Consider the following 21,075-nt stretch of genomic DNA (forward strand, 5'->3'; position numbering starts at 1 on the left):
TCCTGTGGGTTATCGTTGGCGCCTGGCAGCGCTCGGGGCGACACCAAGGGAAACGAAATCCATGCATCGCTCAGCGCATCTGTCGCGCCGGTGGCGGTCATTCCTCGGCGCGGCGACAGCAGTCGCGGCCGCAACCCTCGTCGTCACCTCGACCACCGCTGCCGGCCTGACCGATGCAGCCGCTCTGGCTGACGAGCCGAACGCCACCACCGCCGCCCCGCAAGCCGCGATCGGCGCATTGTTCATGGCCAATGACCCGACGGATCACATCTGCACCGCGAGCGTGCTCGACAGCGCTGCCGGCAACCTGATCCTCACGGCCGCGCACTGTGTCAGCGGATCGGGTAACGACCTGCAGTTCCGGCCCGCCTACGACAACGGCACCAGCCCGTATGGCGCATGGAACGTCGAAGCGGCATACGTCATGCCGTCCTGGCTGGCCAGCCAGAACCCGCAGGCGGACTTCGCCGTGCTGCGCGTGGCCGACCAGACCCGCGACGGCAAACTTGTCTCGCTGCAGCAGGTCACCGGAGGCTACGACCTCGACACCACACCGGCCGTCGGCACGCCCGTCACCGACTATGCGTACAACTCCGGCGAGGATCAACCGATCGGATGCACGACGCCACTGCTGCAGTCGCAGGGGTATCCAGCGATCGCGTGCAACGGCTACACCGGTGGCAGCAGTGGTAGCCCGTTCCTGGCCAAAGAGCCTGACGGCACCCAACGCATCGTGGGCGTCATCGGCGGGTATTACCAGGGCGGCTGCGAGGCGAGCATGTCCTACTCCTCCCCCGTCACCCTCGGTCTGGTGATGCAGCTGATCCGTGGTGACCTGCAGGCGACCGGGGACAACGTGCCGCAGGCCGGCGACAGCGGCTGCTGACCCTCGCGCCAGGTCAACGAGCGAAGCGGCAGTATGCCGCAGGCCGTTCAGCGCGCGACGCGGTAGCGAATGAAGACCGGCACCGCGGCAGCTGCGACCAGCACCAGCACGATCACCAGCACACCGCCACCGGCTGCCGTCGCCGCTGTGCCCACCACGGCGGCCATCCCGCCGTGGGCGACATCCGCCAATCGTGGGCCTCCCGCGACGACCACGGTGAAGACTCCCTGCAACCGGCCGCGCACGTCGTCGGTCGCAGCCTCCTGCAGCATCGTCGACCGGAACGCGGCCGACGCCATGTCAGCCGCACCGCCGACCATCAGACCGCCGAGCGCGAGCACCAGGAAGACATTCGCGTGGCCACCGGCAGCACCGGAGGCCAGACCGAAGACGACCATGCCGGCGCCCCACACCACGATGGCCGCGATGACCGCCACGCCCTGTCGCTCCACCCGGGAAACCCAGCCGGAGAAGATCCCGCCGAGCACCGCGCCCGCCGGGATGGCCGCAAACAGCAATGCGAACGCCAGACCACCGTCGGAAGGGCCCCCGAAACTCTGATGCGCGATCTGTGGAAACAGTGCCCGCGGCATACCGAACACCATCGCGATGATGTCGACCAGGAAGGACATCAACAGCACCTTGTGGCCGCGCAGATAGCCCAACCCATCAAGCACAGAAGCGATTCCGGCTTTAGCGGTGGCGGCGAGACCTTCCGGCGGCAGCGCCGGCAGCACGAAGACCGCCCACAGCGTCGCAAAGAGCGTGATCGTGTCGATCAGGTAGAGCAGCGAGAACCCCAGCACCGGTATCAGCGCACCACCGACGAGCGGTCCGGCGATCGCGCCGAACTGCATCACCGTCATGTTGAGCGAGTTGGCCGCCGGCAGCTCGGTGAGCGGGATCAACCGCGGCAGTATGGCGCTGCGTGTCGGCTGGTTGACCGCGAAGAAGGACTGCTGCACCGCAAAAAGCACCAGCAACAGCCACACGTTGTTTGCGTGGAAGGCCGCCTGAGCGAAGAACATCGCGCTGGAGGCGATCAGCCCGACCGTGGAAATGAGCAGCAGCCTGCGGCGGTCCATCACGTCGGCGAGCGCTCCGCCATACAGCCCGAAGATCACCAACGGCACCAAGCCGAAGACGCCCGTCAACCCGACGTATGCCGAGCTGTTCGTCTCGGCGTAGATCTGGGCCGGCACGGCGACGACCGTCAGCTGCGCGCCGATCACGGTGATGATGTTGGTCCACCACAACCGGCGAAAGGCCAGCGTCTGCAGCGGCCGGGTGTCGGCGAACATCGTGCGAACGTCTTTCACCCTGCATCCCGTCTGGCCGACTGATTTGGTGCTCAATGTAAAGCAGCGGGCGGACATCCGAAGATGTCCGCCCGCTGACCGGGATGCCGACTGCGATCAGTCCACCGGAGTGGGGGTGCCGGTGGCCAGCCAGGTGGTGGTGAAGCCGTTGCCGGCGCTGTTCGGGGCGCTGGTGCTGGTCTCCTGGGTGCCGTTCTGGTCGACGATGTCAAGCGACTGGCTGCTCTGCAGATCCGGGTTGGCGCCATTGCGCAGGATGTTGCTGAAGGTGATCGAGTGCCAGTCGGGCGCAGCGGAGATGTCGCCATTGACGTCGGTGTCCTCCTGGATCCACTCGGCCGACGAGCCGGGACCCTTGTAGGACGCGGTGTGCGACGCCGACTTGCCGGTCGTGTTGTCGACCAGCTTCATCGTCGACTTGGAGCCGGTCGTGGTCACCGAAGCGGTGATGCTGTCGCCGGGCTTGACGGTCAGGGTCGAGAAGAGCGTCTCGGGAGCCTCGTCGCTGGGGGTGATGACCTCCCACCAGGCGTCGTACTGCACCTGACCGTTGACCACATCGGCCTCGGTGCCGGTCTGGGTCAGGTAGGAGTTGTTGAAACCGTCGACGCCGACCCAGGTGGAGGAGTAGCCGTTGTACTTCGTCGACAGGGTGGGCACGGTCCACGTGGCCGAGGTGGTCTTTGCACTGCCGTTTGCGCCGGTCTGGGCGTAGCCGGCCCAGTTGTAGTCAGTCGTGGCGCCGTTGGTGGCGTGGCCGAAGTGCTTGCCGAAACCGACGATGCGGTGTGCGACTGCGCTGTTGGCACGCGGGGCCGCTGCTGCTGCCGACGGGTGCGCACTGGCGGTCGACATACCAATGGTGGCCATGGCCGCAACCGCGGTGACGGCGGCGACACGGAACGTCATACGAGTCATTGATGGAGCCTCTCAAGGGGTACGCCGCCGGGGGTGAGCAGCGCTGATGAGGGAAACTTATGGGCCCATCGGTCATGGATACTTCCGGTCTTCGTAAAGGTTTGTCCATATCTAAAATTCAGTGAATTGTCAGCATTTCCAAGGTTATTCGCAGCAATTAAGAGTAAAGGAGCGCTCGCACCGGCGATCGTCGTGAGATGTTGCGGATGCCCGGGACGCCACAGCCGAACCCGGGACGATGCATGATGGAAGACATGCGTCAGCGAAACACGCTCTTGGGTATCGGTCTCGTCCTTGTCGTGCTGGGAATTGTCTCTTTCAGCGCCTCGTCAGCACTGGGGGTCGTGCTGATCATCGCGGCGGTGGCCGTGCTGATCGGCTCGCTTCGTGCGCACGGCATTGATACGTCGAACAGGCAGCACTCCAGCAACAGCTAGTCGCGCACACCACAGCCGCACGGCGGTCGTCAGACACGCAATTTCGACGCCACGGCTTCTATTGCCGCCCTGGCGTCGAAGTTGCAGACCAAGCGGCAGCTAATCGTTGCTGGCGACGCAACCTTGTAGCTTCGCCGTTATGACGTCGGTGCCACCAGGATTCGAAGACCTCTTCGCGAGGACGTATGTCGCATACGCGAACGCGGATGTCGTCGGCAGTTGCGCCCTCCCGCCGCCGGAGCTAATACACCGCATCCACCTCGTGGCAACACCCGAGCAAGGAAAGGTGACGGTATGCCGTTCCGTCGAAGGGTGGCGTTTTCTTCCGGGGGGTCGCATCGAACCTGGTGAGACGGTCGAATCGGCCGCAACACGAGAGCTTTTCGAAGAGGCAGGATCCGCACCCGCTGGCCCGATGCACGTCTTCTTTAGCCATGTTGCCCACAGCAGGGACTCAAAGCCATACCTGCCGCACGTGCCACACCCCGTGATGTGGTGGGTGTACGCCGTTGTGCCTTCGACAGTCCTGGGGTCGCCGCCGACCGGCGTCGATGGCGCCGAACAGATCGTGTCCGTCGAACATCTGCCGGTAACCGACGCCATCGAATGGCTTTCACGCTGTGACGACACGACGAGCTCCGAGGTGCTCCGATTCGCTGCGCGCTTGCAGTTGGTCTGAGGGCATCGACTGGTGTGCGGGCATCGACTGGGCCATGACCAGGTCCATACCGACCGCCGACGAGTCGCACCCTCCCCCGCAATATCCGACGCCACGGCTCACATTGCCGCCCTGGCGTCGAATCTGCCGCACACCCACCCCGCGATATTCGACGCTGAGGCTTCTATTGCCGCCCTGGCGTCGAATATCGAGGTAGCCGCACGTCAGCCGTCAGCAGTTGGACCGGCGTCAGCGACCGCCGCCGCGGCCACCACCCCCACCAGCTCCGCCACCGAAGTCGCCACCGCCGGCAAAACCGCCGCCACCGGTCGTCGTCAGGCCGCGGACGTTCGTCGACTGGTTGGTCGGCAGCGCCTCACTCAGATCAGCCAGCACGACCTGCTCGCCGGCGGTGATCCCAGAGGTCACCTGCGCGCGACCGCCACCGACGGCGCCCACCGTGACGACCTCGGACTTCACCGTCGAACCCGATGCAATCTGGGCCGTCGCCTGCGTCGAACTGACCATCGTCAGCGCTGAATCCGGCACAGTCACAACGTTACTCACCTGCTTGGTGCTGATGCTGACCTGCGCGGACGTGCCATCGGCGAGGGCTTGCGGCGCATCTGGAACGACGATCGTCACCGGATAGGTTGGAGTGCTGGAGTTCGAGCTGGAGGTCGGCAGTATGCCGATCTGTGTGACGGTCCCCTGGATACTGCCGACTGCTCCGGCAGCCGCGACCGACGCGCTCTGACCCGCTGACAGTTCAGGCAGGTCGGACAACGGCGCGTCGACCGTGACTTCGGCGTCACCCTGGCCCACGATCGTGATCGTCGACGAGGAGGACGCGCTCTTGCCAGCACTGAGGTCGACCGCGCCGATGGTCCCCGAGATCGGGGCGGTCAACGTGGCGCTGTCCGCAGCCTGTTCCGCCTGCGTCACGGCCAGTTGGTCCTGCACGATCGTCGCGTCCTGAGAATCTGTGGCGGCAGCGCTGTCTTCGGAGGACCCCGACGTGGACGAACCCGACGAGCGGCCCGTGCTGGACGAGCCAGCGGCTGACTTCGAACTACCTTCTCCCCCAGACGTTTTCCCGGAGCCACCACCAGTCCCACCGGACGACGTTCCGGATCCCGAGCCGGACGAACCGGACGTCAGGTGCTGCAGCGGCGCGATCGTCGTGGACAGAGACGACAACGTCTCGGATGCCGTCGCGATGTCGGATGCGGCGCCCTGCATCGCCGTCAAGCACGCGCGCAGCTGAGTCGGATCGACCGACGACGATGCCGAGCTGGTGGGGCTGGATGTCGACGTCGGTGAGGCGCTGGAACTCGGGCTGGCCGTGCTCGACGGGCTCGCCGACGACGATGGTGAACTCGTTGATGACCCGGTCGAGCCCGATGCGGGGCCGGCCGGCGCGGCGGTCGACGTCGGCTGCGGCGTCGGTGAGTGACCCTTGGTGGGCTTCGGTGTCGGCGTCGGATTGACGTTCGTGCTGCCGAGCAGCGGGCCGCAAACCGTCGCTTCGGCGGCCACTGCCGCGTTCATCGTCTTCACTTGTGTCGCAAGCTGTTTCGCCTGCTGCCGAATCTTGGTGATCGTCGCAGCTGACACCGACGACCCACCGGAGCCTCCTGAGCGACCCTTGGCTCCGCCCGAAGCCGTCGACCCGGTCGATCCGGACTTCGAGGTGCCCGAACTGCCCGAACTGCCCGAACTGTATGACGATCCGGCTGTGGCGGACGACGAACTGCCGGACGCGGCCGCGTTCGCGCTGCCACTGCCCCCACTCGCGCCGCCACTGGCGGACCCACCGGCGCTACCCGAACCCGAGGCACCACCGGACCCGCCGGTGACCTCTCCGGCTTGCGCCTGGGCGAGTTGTGCCTTGGCGTCGAGCACGTTCGCATTGAGGCTGGTGGAGTCCATTGTTGCCAGCGACTGACCCTGCGAAACCGTTTGTCCGACAGCGACATTCACCGAGTCCACGGTGCCGGATGACGCGAATCCGACCGACACCTGGTTGACCCGCGCGGCCGACCCTGTGAGCGACACGGTCTGGGTGATGTCACCCGTCGTCGCGGTCGCCAACCGGTAGCGGCTGCTGAGGCCGCTTGCGTCCGCGGCGTTGGTGGCGGCATACGTGCCGCCGGCCACGACCAGCACTCCGACCAGGCCGAGGGCGGTCCAGCCGACGACCCGGCGCTGACGTCGCGGCGGCCGCGCCGCCTCGAGCACCACCGTCTCGTCCTCACTGCCGCCGCCGCTCAGTTGGTCAAACAGCGGCAGATCCTCGTCAGGCATTGCCGCCACCTCCGCCGTTGCTCCCGCCGCCTGCGCCTCCGCCATACCCGCCGCCGCCTCCGCCGAAGCCGCCCGAGCATTCACCGTTCACCGAGGACGAGACGACCAAGGAGGCTGCCGCGAGCTTGCTGCTGCTCCCGCTGCCCTCGGCGAGCACACACATGCCTGAGACGAGCGCCTTCGCTGTGCTCGCCGAATCCTTCTCGTAGGTCGTGCTGCTCGTGGTGTCGACCGTGATCGTGCGCGTCGTCGCGGTCGATCCGCTCGACGATCCGGCGCGATCACCGAACGACGTCGTGATCGTGAACGTCGAGCCGTTGACCGAGGCGACGGTGCCTGAGAGTCCGCCGAAGCCACGCATCCTGCCGGCGCCGCCGGATGCGCTGTTCGTGCCGGTGCCGGAAGCAGCGCACGAGGTTGACGGCTCGACCGTCACGGTCGTCGCCGTGATCGGCCCGGTGATCGCGATGCCGCCCCGTGGCCGCGTGGCGCTGCCGGACGGCCGGGCGCTCGGGATACCTGATGCGCGCCCACCTCCACCGAAGCCACCTTCACGGACTGACACGCAGGCACCCTTGACCACGGCTGCTGCCGACGACGACGCCTCCGAACTGATGCTCGTCGACGCGGCATACGTGACGACGGCTGCCGCTCCCTGGTTGGTCGTCACCTGCAACGAGTCGGAGGTCACCGACCCGATGACTCCGTCGACAGACGGACGTCGTGCGAAGTCACCCCGGCCGCGGCCGCTGGTCGATGCCGACGCTGTCGAGGTGGCCTTCGCTGCTGACGACGACCCCGACCCGCAGGCAGCCAGCGACATCACCAGACCGGCACCGGCAACAACGGATGCCACACGAACACTATTGCTGTTAAACATGATTCACTCATTTCTCAAAGCATCGATGGGCGCAAGCTTGGCTGCGCGACTGGCCGGATAGACACCCGCCGCGACTCCGATCAGCACGGAGACGACGAGCGCGAAGCCGGCCGCCTCTGCGGAGATGTCGACGGGCTGGTTGAGGAAGTGCGGCAGTATCAGGGCACCCACCGCTCCGAGGCTGATGCCGACGATGCCGCCGGCCAGGCCCAACACACTGGCCTCGGTCAGGAACTGCTTCAGAATCGTCCGCGGCGTGGCCCCGAGCGCCTTCCGCAGACCGATCTCGCGAATCCGTTCAGTGACCGAGACCAGCATGATGTTCATGACACCGATCCCGCCGACCAGCAACGAGATTGCGGCGATTCCACCAAGCAGCACCGTCAACGTGTGGGTGGTGCTGGTGGCGGTCGCGACCAACGACGCCTGGCTGCTCACGGTGAAGTCCTCCGTGGCCGTGGTCACGTCGTGACTCGTCAGCAGCGCCGCGGTCGCCTCCTGGTATGCCGCTGACAGGTCGCTCGACGACTTCGCCTCGAGGTAGATGTCGGAGACGCTCTGCGTGTCGGTCGATGTCGACAGTCGCTGCGCGAACGTCGTCATCGGCACGATGGCCTGGTCGTCCTCGTCGGTGGTGCCGCTGGAGCCCGCCGTCGCGAGTTCGCCGATGATGCTGAAGGTCTGGCCATCGACCGTGACCGTCTGGCCGACCGGATCACGTGCGCCGAAGAGCTCCTCGGCCGTCGTCGATCCGAGCACCATCACCGGGCTCGCAGCGTTGATGTCACTGGTGCTGATGAACCGGCCCTCGCTCATCGTGCGGGCTCGCACGGTCAACCAACTCGGCGTCGTGCCGACGACGCTCGTCGACCAGTTGGTGCTGCCGTTGACCAGCGAGTCGGTGGCGGTTGATGTTGGTGCGACGCCCGAGATATCAGGCGCGACAACAGGATTCGCGAGGATGTCGGCGTCAGTGGTTGTCAGCGTGGTCGCACTGCCACGGGCGGAGCGAACCCCCGTCGTGCTCGTGGTACTACCTGGCGACACGACCAGCAGGTTCGTGCCGAGAGCGTCGATCTGCTTGGCCACCTTGGACTGAGCGCCTTGGCCGAGGCCCACCGTCAGCATGACCGCAGCGATTCCGATGAGTATGCCGAGCACGGTCAGCACCGATCGCATCCTCCGGTGACCGATGGCCTCCAGAGCCGTGCGAAAAGTCTCGCCCCAGCTCATGCCACGGCCCGATCGGCCTCGGACAGCCGGCCGTCCTTGATGTGAATGACCCGGGCGGCCTGTTCGGCGATGTCGGGGTCGTGCGTGATCAGCAGCACCGTGCGGCCGGCGTCGTGCAGCTCGTCGAACAGGGAGAGCACGTCCTTGGTCGCGACGGAGTCGAGGTTCCCGGTCGGTTCGTCCGCCAGGATCAGATCGGGATCGGTCACCAACGCCCTGGCCACCGAAACCCGTTGCTGCTGACCACCGCTCAGCTGCGAGGGGAGGTGGTCCAAGCGCGCCGCAAGTCCGACGCGTTCCAGCGCCTCGGCAGCGCGCTCGCGACGCTCGGTGCGCGAGACACCGGCATACACCAGCGGCAGTTCGACGTTGCGCAGCGCGGTCATCGATGCCAGCAGGTTGAACTGCTGGAAGACGAAGCCGATCTTGGCATTGCGCACCTGGGCCAGCTCGGCCTCACCCATGTCGGACACGTCGACGCCGCCGAGCTCGTAGACCCCGGTCGTCGGCACGTCGAGGCAGCCGAGGATATGCATCAGGGTCGACTTGCCGGAGCCGGACGGCCCCATGATCGCCACGAGATCGCCCTCGGGCACGTCGAGGTCGACGCCGCGCAGGGCCTGCACCTCAAGGTCACCGGATGCGTAGGTCTTGGTCACCCCGCGCAGGGACAGGATCGACTGCATCACTGGCCCCCGCCGAATCCGCCGCCGCCGAATCCGCCGCCGCCGCCGAAACTTCCTCCGCCGAAACCACCGCCACTTGAGCCGGATTCGCCGCTCGAGCCGCTGCTACGTCGGCTGGCGCCGCCAAGACCGCCGAAGCCGCGCGACTGCACGACGACCGTCTCGCCGGCAGTGAGACCGGACAGGATCTGCGTGCGCTGGCCATAGACCTGACCGACGGTGACCTTGACCGTCGATGTCTGACCGTTCTTGGAGACCTTCACGACGTCGCTGGAGCCGCTCGTCGTGATCGCCGACGTGGGAACGGTGAGGACGTTCGCGACCTGAGCGGTCGTGATCGCGAGGGTGGCGCTGGTGCCGTCGTATACGCCGGACGGCGAGCCGTCGACCGCGACGGTCACGGGGAAGGTTGCCGCCCCGTCGCCGGAAGATGACCCGATGATGCCGACCGACGTCACTGTTCCCGTCATCGACGGAGTGCTGGATGACGACGAACCTGTCGTTGCACCGGAGCTGTCGTTCGACCCGGTCGTGCTCGAAGTACCCGTGGTTCCGGACGAACCTGTCGTCCCGCCGAATCCGCCCCGGCCGCTGCCGGTGGAACTGGTCGTTCCGGTCGACACGGCGACCGTGACCGACTGGCCGACCTTGATCGACGCGAGATCTGCGGACGTGACATCCGCGTCCACCGTCCACGAGCCGGTGTCGACGACGGTGACGTCGGCCGAACTAGAGCTGTCACCGGAGCTCGACGAACCGCTGGTGTCCGAAGATCCCGACGACGAGCTACCGAAGCTGCTTCCGCCGCCCGCGCCTGATCCGCCACCGGCCCCCGCACCACCGGACGAACCGGTTCCGCCCGACGAGCCGGAGCCCGAGCTGGATGACGAGCTGTCACCCACGCTCTGCCCGACGGTGAGGTTGACTGCGGCCACCGTTCCCGAGATCGGCGACGTCAAGCTGGCGTCGGCCAGTTGCTCCTGGGCGAGAGTGAGCTTGGCCTGATCCGCCGAGACATTCGCCTGAGCTGCCGCGATCTGAGTGCTGCTGTCAGACGAATCCGCCGACGTGAGAGTGGCGTTGGCCGCATCGAGAGTGTCCTGATCCGCGGTGACGGCTGCCTGGAGGGCGGTGCTGTCGATCGTCGCGAGCACCTGACCTTTCGTGACTTGCGCGCCGACCGTGGCCTTCACTGCGCTGACCGTTCCGGACGCGCCGAAATCGACATACGAGATGTTGGTGGGCACGAAGGTGCCGGTCGCGCTCACCGACCTGCTGACCGAACCCAGGGTGACCGGGTCCAGCGTCGTGGTCGCTGCCGCCGTGCGAGTGGTCTTCGAGTGCGAACCGTCCACGGCCCACCACGTTCCACCCGCACCGATCGCAATCACCGCGACCGCGCCGGCGACCACCCACCGTGTCCTCTTGCGAGAACGTTGTTGCGCCATTCCTGCCTCTTCTCATCCCACTGGCACAGCTCCGTGCTGGCACTGTGCTCGGCTGAACGTAAGGACACCGACTTGGCAGGTCGTAGCCGTGGACTGTGCACGGATTAGGTATTCGCTGAATACACTCTGGGAACAAGCGGAACATTTGCCGGTCGAGCACCTAAGCCGCTCCCAGAGGTGCCGCTGGCAGGTCAGCCACCATGGCGGGGGTCGCATTCCACCGGGTGACTCCCAGGCTCACCAGAGCGCCAGTGACCGTTCGAAGATCCCGGCGACATCCTCGGCGGTGACGGCCTTGGGCGCCGTGGCCAACAGCCGTTGCTGCTTCAACGCACCGTCCGTCAGATCAGACACGTCGGAGGCTGAATAGCCAACAGCACCAATACCGTTCGGTATGCCGATGTCGCGCATGAGGTCGATCAGCACCGTCGGCAGAAACTCCTGCGGAGCACCGGCCGGCTCGCGCCCAGGTGCCAACAGTTCAGCGGCGCGCAGGTGGCGGCCCGGATCGGCGTCGAACGTGAATCGGAAGGCCTCGGGAGCAGTCAGCGACACGGCCATGCCGTGCGGCACCATCGCTTCGTCCTGCGGGTAATCCGCCGGCCGGAAGTCACGCACGCGTCCGGCGATCGGGTAGGCGTTGGCGTGCGGGATGTGCACTCCGGCGTTGCCGAAGCCCATCCCGGCGAACGTGGCCGCGAGCGCCATCTGCCCCCGGGCGTGCACATCGCCACCATCGCGGACCGCCGTCCGAAATGATCCCGCCAGCAGTTGCAGCGCCTTCTCCGACCACATGTCGCTGATCGGGTTGGCGCCGCAGTAGGGCACGCGTTCCTGCGGCTGCTTGCGCTCGTATGACGCATACGCCCTCGCGGTGTACGACTCCAGCGCGTGACACAGGATGTCCATCCCTGCAGCAGCGGTCACCCCGGGTGGCTGCGTCATGGTCAGCAGCGGGTCGATGACCGCCATCGTCGGCCGTAGTCGCGCGTGACTGATGCCCGTCTTGACCTTGAGCGAGAGCACATCGAGCACGCAGATCGTCGTGCTTTCGGAGCCGGTGCCCGTGGTGGTGGGCACAGCCACCAGAGGCTTCAGCGGCGCCGACGGGCCGCGACCACCGCCGACAGGTGCATTGATGTAGTCCATCAACTCTCCCTCGTTGGTGGTCATCAGGTTGATGGCCTTGGCAGTGTCGATGCTGGATCCACCGCCGACAGCGACGAAGGCATCCCACGGTCCAGTGCCACGGCCGAATTCGACTGCGGCCTGCAGACTTTCGTCTGTGGGCTCGACGTGGGCACCGTCATACACAGTGGCCTTGATACCGAAAGCCGCCATCTGTTCCGCCACCCGCTGCGGCGCCCCGGTGGCCGCCACACCCGCATCGGTCACGACGAGCACCCGCCGGGCTCCGGTGAGGCTGAGGTCGTAGCCGATCTCGTCGGCCGCGCCGGTGCCGAATTTCAGCTGGGGCGCGCCATACGTGAAGACGGATTCGGGATTTGCGGGTGCGCTGAACGAGGTCACCCCTCGATCCTCTCGCAGAAACCTCGATCCGACGGCAGATCAGTGCCCGCGACCGCGCCTCCGCACTGCCCCACCATCCGGGCACTGCAGAGCGCGGCCCGCACCCATCTCAGGACAGCGGCCGAAAACCTCGCAACCGCAACGAGTTCAGCACGACGAAGACTGACGAGAACGCCATGGCCAGGCCGGCCACCATCGGACCGAGGCGCCCGGTCATTGCCAGCGGGATCGCCACCACGTTGTAGCCGAACGCCCAGAACAGATTCGATTTGATCGTCCGCAGGGTGCTCCGCGACAGCCGAATTGCGTCGGCAGCGCCGCGCAGATCTCCGCTGACGAGCGTCAGGTCGCTCGCCTCGATCGCCGCGTCGGTGCCGGTGCCCATCGCCAGTCCGAGGTCGGCCTGCGCCAGTGCGGCGGAATCGTTGACGCCGTCGCCGACCATCGCGACGACTCGACCCTCCTGCTGCAGCCGCGCAACCACGGCCGCTTTGTCCGTCGGCAGCACGCCGGCGATGACCTCGTCGATCCCGACCTGGCGCGCGACGGCGTCGGCGACCGCCTGGTTGTCGCCCGTCAGCAGCACCGGGCGCAGCCGCAACTGCTTCAACCGTGAAATCGCTTCAGCCGACGTCGGTTTCACCTCATCCGCCAGGCTGATGACACCCCGCGCCGTACCGCCCCACCCCACGACGATCACCGTGCGACCGGCCGCCTCGGCAGTCCGCATCACGGCTTCAAGCGCCTGCGGGAGTTCGAAACCATTGCGCTGCAAAAGCGCCGGGCGTCCTACGACGACGTCTTTGCCCGCGACCGTCCCACTGACGCCGAGACCGTCACTGCTCTCAAAGGATTCGACCGGTGGCAATGAGGACGTCGAGGCCGCCCCTGCGATCGCCTGCGCGATCGGGTGCTGCGAGCCGGCTTCGACCGCCCCCGCGAGCAACAGCACCTCACCGGCATCGTCGCCGGCCAGCGGCAGCACCTCGTTCACCGCCATGACACCCATGGTCACCGTGCCGGTCTTGTCCAGCAGCACCGTATCGACGCGACGGGTGCTCTCGAGCACCTCAGGGCCTTTGATGAGCAGGCCTAGTTGCGCACCGCGGCCGGTGCCGACCAGCAGCGCCGTCGGTGTCGCAAGTCCGAGCGCGCAGGGACACGCGACCACCAGAACAGCCACCGCTGCCGTGAATCCAGCCGCTGCGGATCCGCCCAGCACCAGCCAGCCGACGAAGGTCAGCACCGCTAGACCCATCACGACCGGGACGAACACCCCGGCCACGCGATCGGCCAGCCGTTGCACCTGCGCCTTGCCGCTCTGCGCGTCCTGCACCAGCCGCGCCAGCTGCGCCAGAGCCGTGTCAGCGCCGACGCGTGTTGCGCGCACCACGACACGACCACCCGCGTTCACCGTGCCACCGGTCACAGCGTCGCCCACTCCCACATCGACGGGCACCGACTCGCCGGTCACGGACGAGGCATCGATCGCCGAGGCCCCCTCGACAACCTCACCGTCGGTGGCGACCTTCTCCCCCGGCCGCACGACGAAACGATCGCCCACGACGAGTTCGCCCACCGGCACACGCACCTCCACACCATCACGCAGGACAGCGGCGTCCTTGGCGCCGAGTTCGAGCAACGCCCGCAAGGCGGATCCGGCAGTCCGCTTAGACCGCGCTTCCAGATAGCGCCCGGTCAGCAAGAACGCCGTGACACCCGCCGCCGCCTCCAGGTAGATCGAGTTCGCCGCTTCGTGGGGGGACACGGTCAACGAGAACGTATGACGCATCCCCGGCGTCCCGGCGTGCCCGATGAACAACGCGTACAGCGACCAGCCGAAGGCCGCGATCGTGCCGATACTCACGAGAGTGTCCATGGTCGATGCGCCGTGCCGGGCGTTGGTCCAGGCGGCTCGATGGAAGGGCAGCCCTCCCCACACCACCACGGGCGCGGTGAGCACGAGCGACAGCCACTGCCAGTTGCGGAACTGCCAGGCAGGCACCATCGACAGCACGATCACGGGAGCGGCGAGCACCCAGGTGACCAGCAGCCGCCGGCGCAACAGGTCGGCCTCGCCCGGGCGGTCGTCGTCCTGCTCGACGTTCGCAGCCGGCAGCGATGCCGAATAGCCGGCAGTGGCAACGGTGTCCAGCAGCGTGTCCGTCGAAATCGACGGCTGATGCCGCACCCGGGCGGTTTCCATCGCGAAGTTCACTGTCGCCTCGACGCCGTCGAGAGCGTTGAGCTTTTTCTCGATCCGGTGGGCGCACGACGAGCACGTCATACCGTCGATGACGAGTTCGGTCTGCTGCGTTGGTGCGGTTTCGATGCTGCTGGTCGACATGTGAGCGAACACCTCCAATACGGCTCAACCATACCCCCCCTGGGTATATTTCGATGGTCGTGCGTCCCGTGGGAACTTCTTTGTCGTCAGTAAGGTTTGACTTACCTCGCATAGGTGAGGCTTACTTATCTGCTGTGAACTGGAGTGAGGCGGTCCCCAACCTGTTGATCGGGTTGCGCGAGGGACTCGAAGCCGGATTGATCGTGACGATCCTGCTGGCGGCGGTGCGCAAGGCAGCACCGGTGGGTCAACGTGCGTCGACCACTCCTGTCTGGCTCGGCATCGCCGGGGCGGTCAGCCTCTCGCTCAGCGCCGCAACGGTGCTGACCTTCGCAACAGACTCGCTCTCCTCCCGCGCCCAAGAGCTCGTCGGCGGCATCTTGTCGGTGCTGGCGGTCTGTCTGGTGACGGTCATGATCTTCTGGATGCGGCGGACTGCCCGCACTCTCTCCGGCGAGATCAACACCAAGGTCACCGAGGCGCTGGCTCTCGGCACCGGTGCCCTGACGCTCACGGCCTTCCTCGCCGTGAGCCGCGAGGGCCTGGAGACCATGCTGTTCCTGTGGACGGCCGCCAAGGCTGCCGGGGACACCGTCGCGCCCATCGTCGGCGCCGCCATCGGCATCGCGATCGCCATCGCGCTGTGCATCCTGCTGTACCGCCGCGCGGTGAAGTTCAACCTCGGCACGTTCTTCTCGCGCACCGCGGTCCTGCTCATCGTCATCGCCGCGGGCGTGCTCGCCTACGGCCTGGGCGACCTGCAGGACGCCGGCCTGCTGCCCGGCAGCAACTGGATCGCCTGGGATCTCACCGGCCACATCGATCCGGGGTCGTGGTGGGTGACGCTCATCCAGGGCGTCACCGAGCTCGCGCCGCGTATGACGGTGCTGCAGGTCGTCGCCTGGGTGGTCTACCTGGCGATCGTCCTGACGACCTTCGTGCTCGCCGGGCGCACAGCGACGACACCAGCCGCGAAAGCCGTTGCTCAGTCAGCTGATTCAGCTGTGCCGGATGAGTCCGACACAGCCGACGACGAGCCCGCGGCAGTGGCTGCGGCGCCGGTCCCGCTGTCGCAGCGCTTTGGGCGTCTTGCCGGCGACCGGCCGTTGGCCACGGGTGCAGCCTTCGTGCTGACTCCCGCCATCCTCGCCGGCATCGCCCTCGCGGTGATCCCGCGCAGCAATGCCACCACCAGCGCGGTCACGGTGACCGGTTCCAAGTGCGCCGACGGCTGGTCGTCACCCGGCACCGGTTCGCAGACCTTCGCCGTGACCAACAAGTCCTCCAACGCCGGCGAGATCATGCTGCTGGACAGCTCTGGCGCCATCGCCGGAGAGATCGAGACGCTCGGCCCTGCCACGACCGCGAACCTCACTGCCAGTCTCAGCTCGGGCAGCTACACCTTCGAGTGCCGGATGGCCAACGGCAAGACGCTGCAGTCGTCGGCCGTCTCGGTCAGCGGTGCCAGCTCCGCGAGCGGGCCCGCGCCATACAAACCGGCCACGCTCGCCGAGCTGCAGCCGGCGGCAACGGCATACCAGGCGTATGTCCGTCCGAAGCTGAACACCCTTCAGCAGCAGGTGAACACGATCGAAGCCGACCTGCGCTCCGGCGACATGGCCAAGGCGCGCACCGACTGGCTGCCGGCTCAGCTGACGTGGGAGCAGGTGGGCGCGGCATACGACAGCTTCGGCGATCTCGGGGACGCGATCGACGGACTCCCGTGGGGGCTGCAGAACGGCGTGAACGACAAAGACTTCACCGGCCTGCACCGTCTTGAGTACGGCCTGTGGCACGGTCAATCCGCGAGCACCCTGCTCGGCGTGACGACCGACCTGCACGCCAACATCACCAAGCTGATCGGTCAGCTGCCGAAGATCACGATCGACCCGACCGACATGCCGATTCGCGCACACGAGATCCTTGAGGACGCCCAGCGCGACAAGATGGTCGGCACCGACGACTTCGGTTCGGGCGCAATGTATCCAGAGACCTCTGCCGACGTGGCCGCCACCCGGGTCGTGCTGTCGATGCTCGCGCCGCAGATCACCAGCCGCCGTCCGCAGTTGGTCAAAACCATCACATCGCAACTCAATTCGCTCGATGCCGCTCTCGACGCGACCAAGCATGGTGACGCATGGCGCCCGATGAGCCAGGTGCCGCTCTCCGCTCAGCAGCAGGTGAACGCCCAGTTGGGGAACGTGCTCGAGAGCCTCTCACTCGTGCCCGACCTGCTCGAAGTGCCGCCGAACTCATGACCCCGAACCCGTCGAATCGCAAGGACATCCGATGACTTTCAGCCGCCGCAACTTCCTCGGAGGAGTCGGCGCCGGGGCCGCAGGCTCAGCGCTCACCGCCGGTCTCATGGTGGGTGGATCACGCGCCGACGCCGCTGGCACACAAGCGAATTCGATGACGACCGAGTCGTCGTACGACATGTATGGCGAGCACCAGGCCGGAATCGAGCGCCCCGGCCCGAGCAGCAAGCAGCCATCGGCGAGCTACGTCTCGTTCGACCTGACCGCAACCTCGAAGTCGGACGCTGCCGACCTGATGCAGACCATCACCGACCGGCTGCGCAATCTGACGAAGGGCGGGGCGGCGCCGAACCTCGGACCGGGTCAGCCGCCGTCGGATTCCGACGTCCTCGGCCCCGACATCCCCGCTGACGGCCTCACCGGCACAGTCGGATTCGGTGCCAGCATGTTCGACGAGCGCTACGGCCTGGCCTCCCGCAAGCCGGTCAAGCTCACGCCGATGCGCGTGTTCCCAAACGACAAGTTGGAGGATGCGTGGACCCACGGTGACCTGATGCTGCAGTTGTGCGCCAACCACCAAGACACCGTCCACCATGCGCTGCGCGACATCCTCAAACACACTCGCGGCGGCATGCAGATCCGTTGGCGCATGGAGGGTTACAACTCTCCGTCGCGCCCGACCGGCACCGGCCGCAACCTGCTCGGCTTCAAGGACGGCACGGCGAATCCGACTGGCACGACGGCGAGTTCGCTGATCTGGACCGATGACCCGGCAGAACCCGCATGGGCCAAGGGCGGCACCTACCAGGTGGTGCGGCTCATCCGCATGTTCACCGAGTTCTGGGATCGTGTCTCGATCACCGAGCAGGAGGGCATGTTCGGCCGTCGCCGCGACAGCGGTGCACCGCTGGACGGCAACAACGAGTTCGACACACCGGACTACGCCAAGGACCCCAAGGGAAACGTCATACCGACCGATTCGCACATCAGGCTGGCCAACCCGCGCACCCCGGCGACCGCCAATCAGATGCTCGTACGCCGTTCGTACAACTACGATCTCGGTGTCGACACCAACGGCAACCTGCAGTCCGGTCACATCTTCGTTTGTTACCAGCAGGACGTGCAGCGCCAGTTCGAGGCGATCCAGACGCGCTTGATCGACGAGCCGCTGGTCGACTACGTCCAGCCCTTCGGCGGCGGTTACTTCTTCGTCGCCCCCGGTGTGCAGGACTCCAACGACTGGCTCGGCCGCGGGCTGTTCACCTGAGGCGACACCCACGCGGCGAGTCAGGAGTCAGATCGGTTCGGGGGCTGAGGGCTCACTCCGCAGGTGCGCGGCAACTGGCCAGGGAGCTGCGGCTGCGGCACTAGGCTTTCGGCATGATCGAAGCGGACCAGATTCTCGCCGGCCTCGGCGGCGCCGCCAACATCGTCGATGTGCAGGCGTGCGTCACCCGGGTGCGCTGTGAGGTGCGTGATCCGGCCGAGGTCGACGAGGCGGCACTGACAGCGGCCGGCGCAGTGAGCGTGATCACGACGGACAACGCGGTGCATGTCGTCGTCGGTGCGCAGTCGGCCGCGTTGGTCGACGACATCGAAGACCTCATGTGACGACGAGACGGCTCGACCTGCTCGCGCCGTATGACGGTCGCGTCATTCCGCTGTCGCGGGTGCCCGATCCGGTGCTGTCGACGGCGGTGCTCGGGGCATCTGTGGCCATCGACCCGGTGCGACGTGCCGGCGAGGTGTTGTCACCGGTGACTGGTCACGTCGCCGTAGCGCATCACCACGCGTTCGTCGTACAACCCGATGCCGGGCCGGCCGCGCTGGTGCACCTCGGCATCGACACGGTGCGTCTGAACGGGCGGGGCTTCGAGGGGTTGGCCACCGTGGATGACCAGGTGGCGGCGGGGGCTCCCGTCATACGTTGGGATCCGGGAGTTGTTGCAGCGAGAGGATTTTCACCTCTGATCGTGCTGGTGTTGCTGGACACTCCGACGGCCGAACTGACAACGGCCTCGTCGTCCGCCGCAGCCGGTCAGCTCTTGGCGCGGTTCGATTGATCTGCACGAGTCCGGGGTTGACCGCACGCGCACGATCCGCCGCGGCTAGTCTTCGTCCACCGTTCGACGATGCCAACGGGAAAGCGGTCACCGGTCAGGCGCGACATCGAGCGGCCACGAAGGGATCCGTCATGCTGCGACAGTTGTCGGCGAACGGTTTTCGCGGACCGATGACCGCGCTGGTCAGCCTGACCGCAGTGGTGGCGCTTGCCGGCTGCAACGGGAGCGCCCACCCACAGCGGACGACCTCGTCGGGCGTTCACCCATCGTCTGCCACCGCCTCGCCGTCGTCCACGATCAACGGACCCGGAGCAAACTACTTCTCCGCATCGCCGGTGACTCCGACCGGTGCCACCGGCGACGAGTTCGACGATGCCTCCGGCCCCGGCACCCGCTCACTGTCGCCGCTCCCCGCGGCAGGCGTGCTCGAGGTGCTCTACTCGTGCGGGCTGGGCAACACCATGACCGTCAGCAGAAAACCGGACCTGAAGGTGACGACGTCGTGCATCGGTGGTCCATCGCTGGTGACTCTCGGGCAGTCGCGGCCCAACGCAAACCCGGTCGTGATCAGCCTGAGCAATGCAACCGCCCCCTGGTCGGCGCGCGTGCTCCTTGACCGATCCTGAGTCGCCGCACCTGCTCGAAGCTCCTGGCACAGACGAGCGTCGATCACCGACCGTCACCCGGCGTGCTTTCTCGGCCGGGCCGGGCGCGACGCTCTCGACATCGAACGCGCAGTGGTGGCCGGCGATGACTGGGGCGGCCGTGCGGCGTGCATCGCCGCAGCGCTCTTCCCCGAACGCGTTCGCGGCCTCGTCACCGTGGGCGGGTACAACATCCAGGACATCGAGCATTCCGACTCCCCAGCATCGCCCGAGTGGGAGAAGACCTACTGGTATCAGTACTACTTCCACTCGGAACGCGGCCGGAACGGCCTCGCGGCGCATCGCGAAGCTCTCTGCGCATTGCTGTGGCGCGACTGGTCACCCACATGGACCGGCGCGGCTGAGGCGTTCGCCGCTTCCGCGCCCTCGTTGCACAACCCCGACTTCGTCGACGTCGTGATCCACTCATACCGTCACCGTTACGGCCTCGCACCAGGAGACGAGCAGTATGCCGAACTCGAGCGTCGCCTGGCCACACACCCGACGATCAGCACGCCGACCATCGTCCTGGAAAGTGGAGCCGCCGGAGTCGCCGGCGCGAGCGCGGCCGAGGATCGCCGGCGTTTCGACGGGCCGTTCGATCAGCGGTTGCTGCCGAAGGTCGGCCACAATGTCCCGCAGGAAGACCCCGGCTCGTTCTCGCAGGCAGTGCTCTCACTGCTCGAATGACCGTGTCGTCCGGCGCGCTGTCGCCACCGGAACACCGCTCTCGCGCAACGCATTTCGCAGCGATACGACGTCGGTGAACAGCTGCGTCGTCATACCCAACGACGTGGCGCCCGCCAGTTTCGCTTCGGAGTCGTCGGTGAAGAAGACCGCGTCGGCGGCAACGTCCAGAGCGCGTAGCACGTGCTCAAATGCGCGTTGGTCCGGCTTCGCATAACCAATGTCGGCGGAGTTGAAGATGTGGTCGAAATGCTCTGGCAGACCTAGTGTTTCGCTCTCAGCCGAGATGGTGTCGGTGCCATTGGTGAGGATCGCGGTCGTCCGGCCGGCAGCGCGCAACTCGTCCGCGAGCGCCAGCAGAGCGCCATCCGCCACGAAGGGCTGGGCGCCCCAATCCTGCGCTGCGACAGGCTTGCCCAAGCGTTCGCCGATTCGCTGGATCCATTGCTGCCGCGAGACTCGACCCGTCGTCACCTCGTCGATCAGTGGGCTGCTGAACGCAACCGCCTCGATCGCTCCGCGCGGCAGATCGTGACGCTGCTCGATCGCGACGACGTGGCGTGGGTCGAAGTGGCGCACGACGCCGTCGAGGTCGAACAGCACCACGGTGATCATGGCGTCATGGTCGCATCCGCAGCCGCTGGAAGCGCGTTGCGTCATACCAACCTCAGACGCGCGGCACATAAGTCGCCGATGCGGTCCACATCGTCGCCGCAAACGACGCATGCGGCACACCACCCTCACACGTCACACATACGTCGCCGATTCGGCGAG

Annotated in this window: 19 protein-coding genes; 9 read left to right on the forward strand and 10 right to left on the reverse strand. The window is 66.6% G+C overall.

The features are described 5' to 3' along the window. The first annotated feature begins 61 nt into the window (after positions 1 to 61). Positions 62 to 886: a trypsin-like serine peptidase gene (locus BKA23_RS12085; protein ID WP_145228825.1), complete on the forward strand. Its 825-nt coding sequence runs from the start codon at positions 62 to 64 to the stop codon at positions 884 to 886. Between the two features lie 47 nt (positions 887 to 933). Here BKA23_RS12085 and BKA23_RS12090 read toward each other — a convergent pair whose 3' ends face one another. Next, positions 934 to 2,205, reverse strand: coding sequence for an MFS transporter (locus BKA23_RS12090; protein WP_246104636.1), 1,272 nt, complete (start codon positions 2,203 to 2,205; stop codon positions 934 to 936). A 96-nt stretch (positions 2,206 to 2,301) separates the two neighbouring features. After that, complete coding sequence (locus BKA23_RS12095) at positions 2,302 to 3,114, reverse strand: G1 family glutamic endopeptidase (protein ID WP_170226499.1); 813 nt, start codon at positions 3,112 to 3,114, stop codon at positions 2,302 to 2,304. A gap of 251 nt (positions 3,115 to 3,365) precedes the next feature. On the opposite strand from BKA23_RS12095, the gene BKA23_RS12100 reads away from it, so the two are divergent. Further along, the gene (locus BKA23_RS12100; RefSeq protein WP_145228828.1) at positions 3,366 to 3,560 is read left to right on the forward strand and encodes a hypothetical protein; all 195 of its coding nucleotides are present in this window, start codon (positions 3,366 to 3,368) and stop codon (positions 3,558 to 3,560) included. Between the two features lie 139 nt (positions 3,561 to 3,699). After that, the gene (locus BKA23_RS12105; RefSeq protein WP_145228829.1) at positions 3,700 to 4,239 is read left to right on the forward strand and encodes an NUDIX hydrolase; all 540 of its coding nucleotides are present in this window, start codon (positions 3,700 to 3,702) and stop codon (positions 4,237 to 4,239) included. 228 nt (positions 4,240 to 4,467) lie between these two features. Here the strand turns inward: BKA23_RS12105 and BKA23_RS12110 are convergent, their stop codons facing one another. The 7 genes from BKA23_RS12110 to BKA23_RS12145 form a co-directional block, all read right to left on the reverse strand. Beyond that, complete coding sequence (locus BKA23_RS12110) at positions 4,468 to 6,525, reverse strand: efflux RND transporter periplasmic adaptor subunit (protein ID WP_145228830.1); 2,058 nt, start codon at positions 6,523 to 6,525, stop codon at positions 4,468 to 4,470. Then, positions 6,518 to 7,381 (reverse strand): hypothetical protein, encoded by an 864-nt coding sequence (locus tag BKA23_RS17670; protein ID WP_170226500.1) that lies wholly within the window; start codon positions 7,379 to 7,381, stop codon positions 6,518 to 6,520. Before BKA23_RS17670 ends, BKA23_RS12110 begins: the two co-directional genes overlap by 8 nt. 27 nt (positions 7,382 to 7,408) lie before the next feature. Then, positions 7,409 to 8,638, reverse strand: a complete 1,230-nt coding sequence (locus tag BKA23_RS12125; RefSeq protein WP_145228833.1) for an ABC transporter permease — start codon at positions 8,636 to 8,638, stop codon at positions 7,409 to 7,411. Beyond that, a complete protein-coding gene (locus tag BKA23_RS12130) occupies positions 8,635 to 9,324 on the reverse strand; it encodes an ABC transporter ATP-binding protein (protein WP_145228834.1) in 690 nt (229 codons plus the stop codon). Before BKA23_RS12130 ends, BKA23_RS12125 begins: the two co-directional genes overlap by 4 nt. Then, positions 9,324 to 10,772, reverse strand: coding sequence for an efflux RND transporter periplasmic adaptor subunit (locus BKA23_RS12135; RefSeq protein ID WP_145228835.1), 1,449 nt, complete (start codon positions 10,770 to 10,772; stop codon positions 9,324 to 9,326). The genes BKA23_RS12130 and BKA23_RS12135 overlap by 1 nt, the downstream gene beginning before the upstream one ends. A gap of 237 nt (positions 10,773 to 11,009) precedes the next feature. Next, positions 11,010 to 12,302 (reverse strand): hydroxyacid-oxoacid transhydrogenase, encoded by a 1,293-nt coding sequence (locus tag BKA23_RS12140; protein ID WP_145228836.1) that lies wholly within the window; start codon positions 12,300 to 12,302, stop codon positions 11,010 to 11,012. A 109-nt stretch (positions 12,303 to 12,411) separates the two neighbouring features. Then, positions 12,412 to 14,649 carry a heavy metal translocating P-type ATPase gene (locus tag BKA23_RS12145; protein WP_145228837.1) on the reverse strand — a complete coding sequence of 746 codons (2,238 nt, stop codon included), beginning with the start codon at positions 14,647 to 14,649 and terminating at the stop codon, positions 12,412 to 12,414. Between the two features lie 134 nt (positions 14,650 to 14,783). Here BKA23_RS12145 and efeU point away from each other — a divergent pair, with 134 nt between their 5' ends. The 6 genes from efeU to BKA23_RS12175 all read left to right on the forward strand — a co-directional run bounded on the left by efeU (position 14,784) and on the right by BKA23_RS12175 (position 20,304). Then, a complete protein-coding gene (gene efeU, locus BKA23_RS12150; RefSeq protein ID WP_170226501.1) occupies positions 14,784 to 16,907 on the forward strand; it encodes an iron uptake transporter permease EfeU in 2,124 nt (707 codons plus the stop codon). A gap of 31 nt (positions 16,908 to 16,938) precedes the next feature. Next, complete coding sequence (efeB, locus tag BKA23_RS12155) at positions 16,939 to 18,174, forward strand: iron uptake transporter deferrochelatase/peroxidase subunit (RefSeq protein ID WP_145228839.1); 1,236 nt, start codon at positions 16,939 to 16,941, stop codon at positions 18,172 to 18,174. A 113-nt stretch (positions 18,175 to 18,287) separates the two neighbouring features. Next, the gene (locus BKA23_RS12160; protein WP_145228840.1) at positions 18,288 to 18,518 is read left to right on the forward strand and encodes a PTS sugar transporter subunit IIB; all 231 of its coding nucleotides are present in this window, start codon (positions 18,288 to 18,290) and stop codon (positions 18,516 to 18,518) included. Continuing rightward, entirely contained in the window at positions 18,515 to 18,970 is a 456-nt protein-coding gene (locus BKA23_RS12165; RefSeq protein ID WP_145228841.1) for a PTS sugar transporter subunit IIA, read from the forward strand. Before BKA23_RS12160 ends, BKA23_RS12165 begins: the two co-directional genes overlap by 4 nt. Positions 18,971 to 19,101: 131 nt before the next feature. Then, the gene (locus BKA23_RS12170; RefSeq protein ID WP_145228842.1) at positions 19,102 to 19,596 is read left to right on the forward strand and encodes a hypothetical protein; all 495 of its coding nucleotides are present in this window, start codon (positions 19,102 to 19,104) and stop codon (positions 19,594 to 19,596) included. Positions 19,597 to 19,638: 42 nt separating this feature from the next. Beyond that, complete coding sequence (locus BKA23_RS12175) at positions 19,639 to 20,304, forward strand: alpha/beta fold hydrolase (protein ID WP_145228843.1); 666 nt, start codon at positions 19,639 to 19,641, stop codon at positions 20,302 to 20,304. Here the strand turns inward: BKA23_RS12175 and BKA23_RS12180 are convergent. Further along, positions 20,290 to 20,961, reverse strand: a complete 672-nt coding sequence (locus BKA23_RS12180; RefSeq protein WP_170226502.1) for an HAD family hydrolase — start codon at positions 20,959 to 20,961, stop codon at positions 20,290 to 20,292. The two genes, BKA23_RS12175 and BKA23_RS12180, sit on opposite strands and share 15 nt — an antisense overlap. Between the last annotated feature and the right edge of the window lie 114 nt (positions 20,962 to 21,075).

Source organism: Rudaeicoccus suwonensis (assembly GCF_007829035.1).
In the GTDB taxonomy this organism is placed as follows: Bacteria; Actinomycetota; Actinomycetes; order Actinomycetales; family Dermatophilaceae; genus Rudaeicoccus; species Rudaeicoccus suwonensis.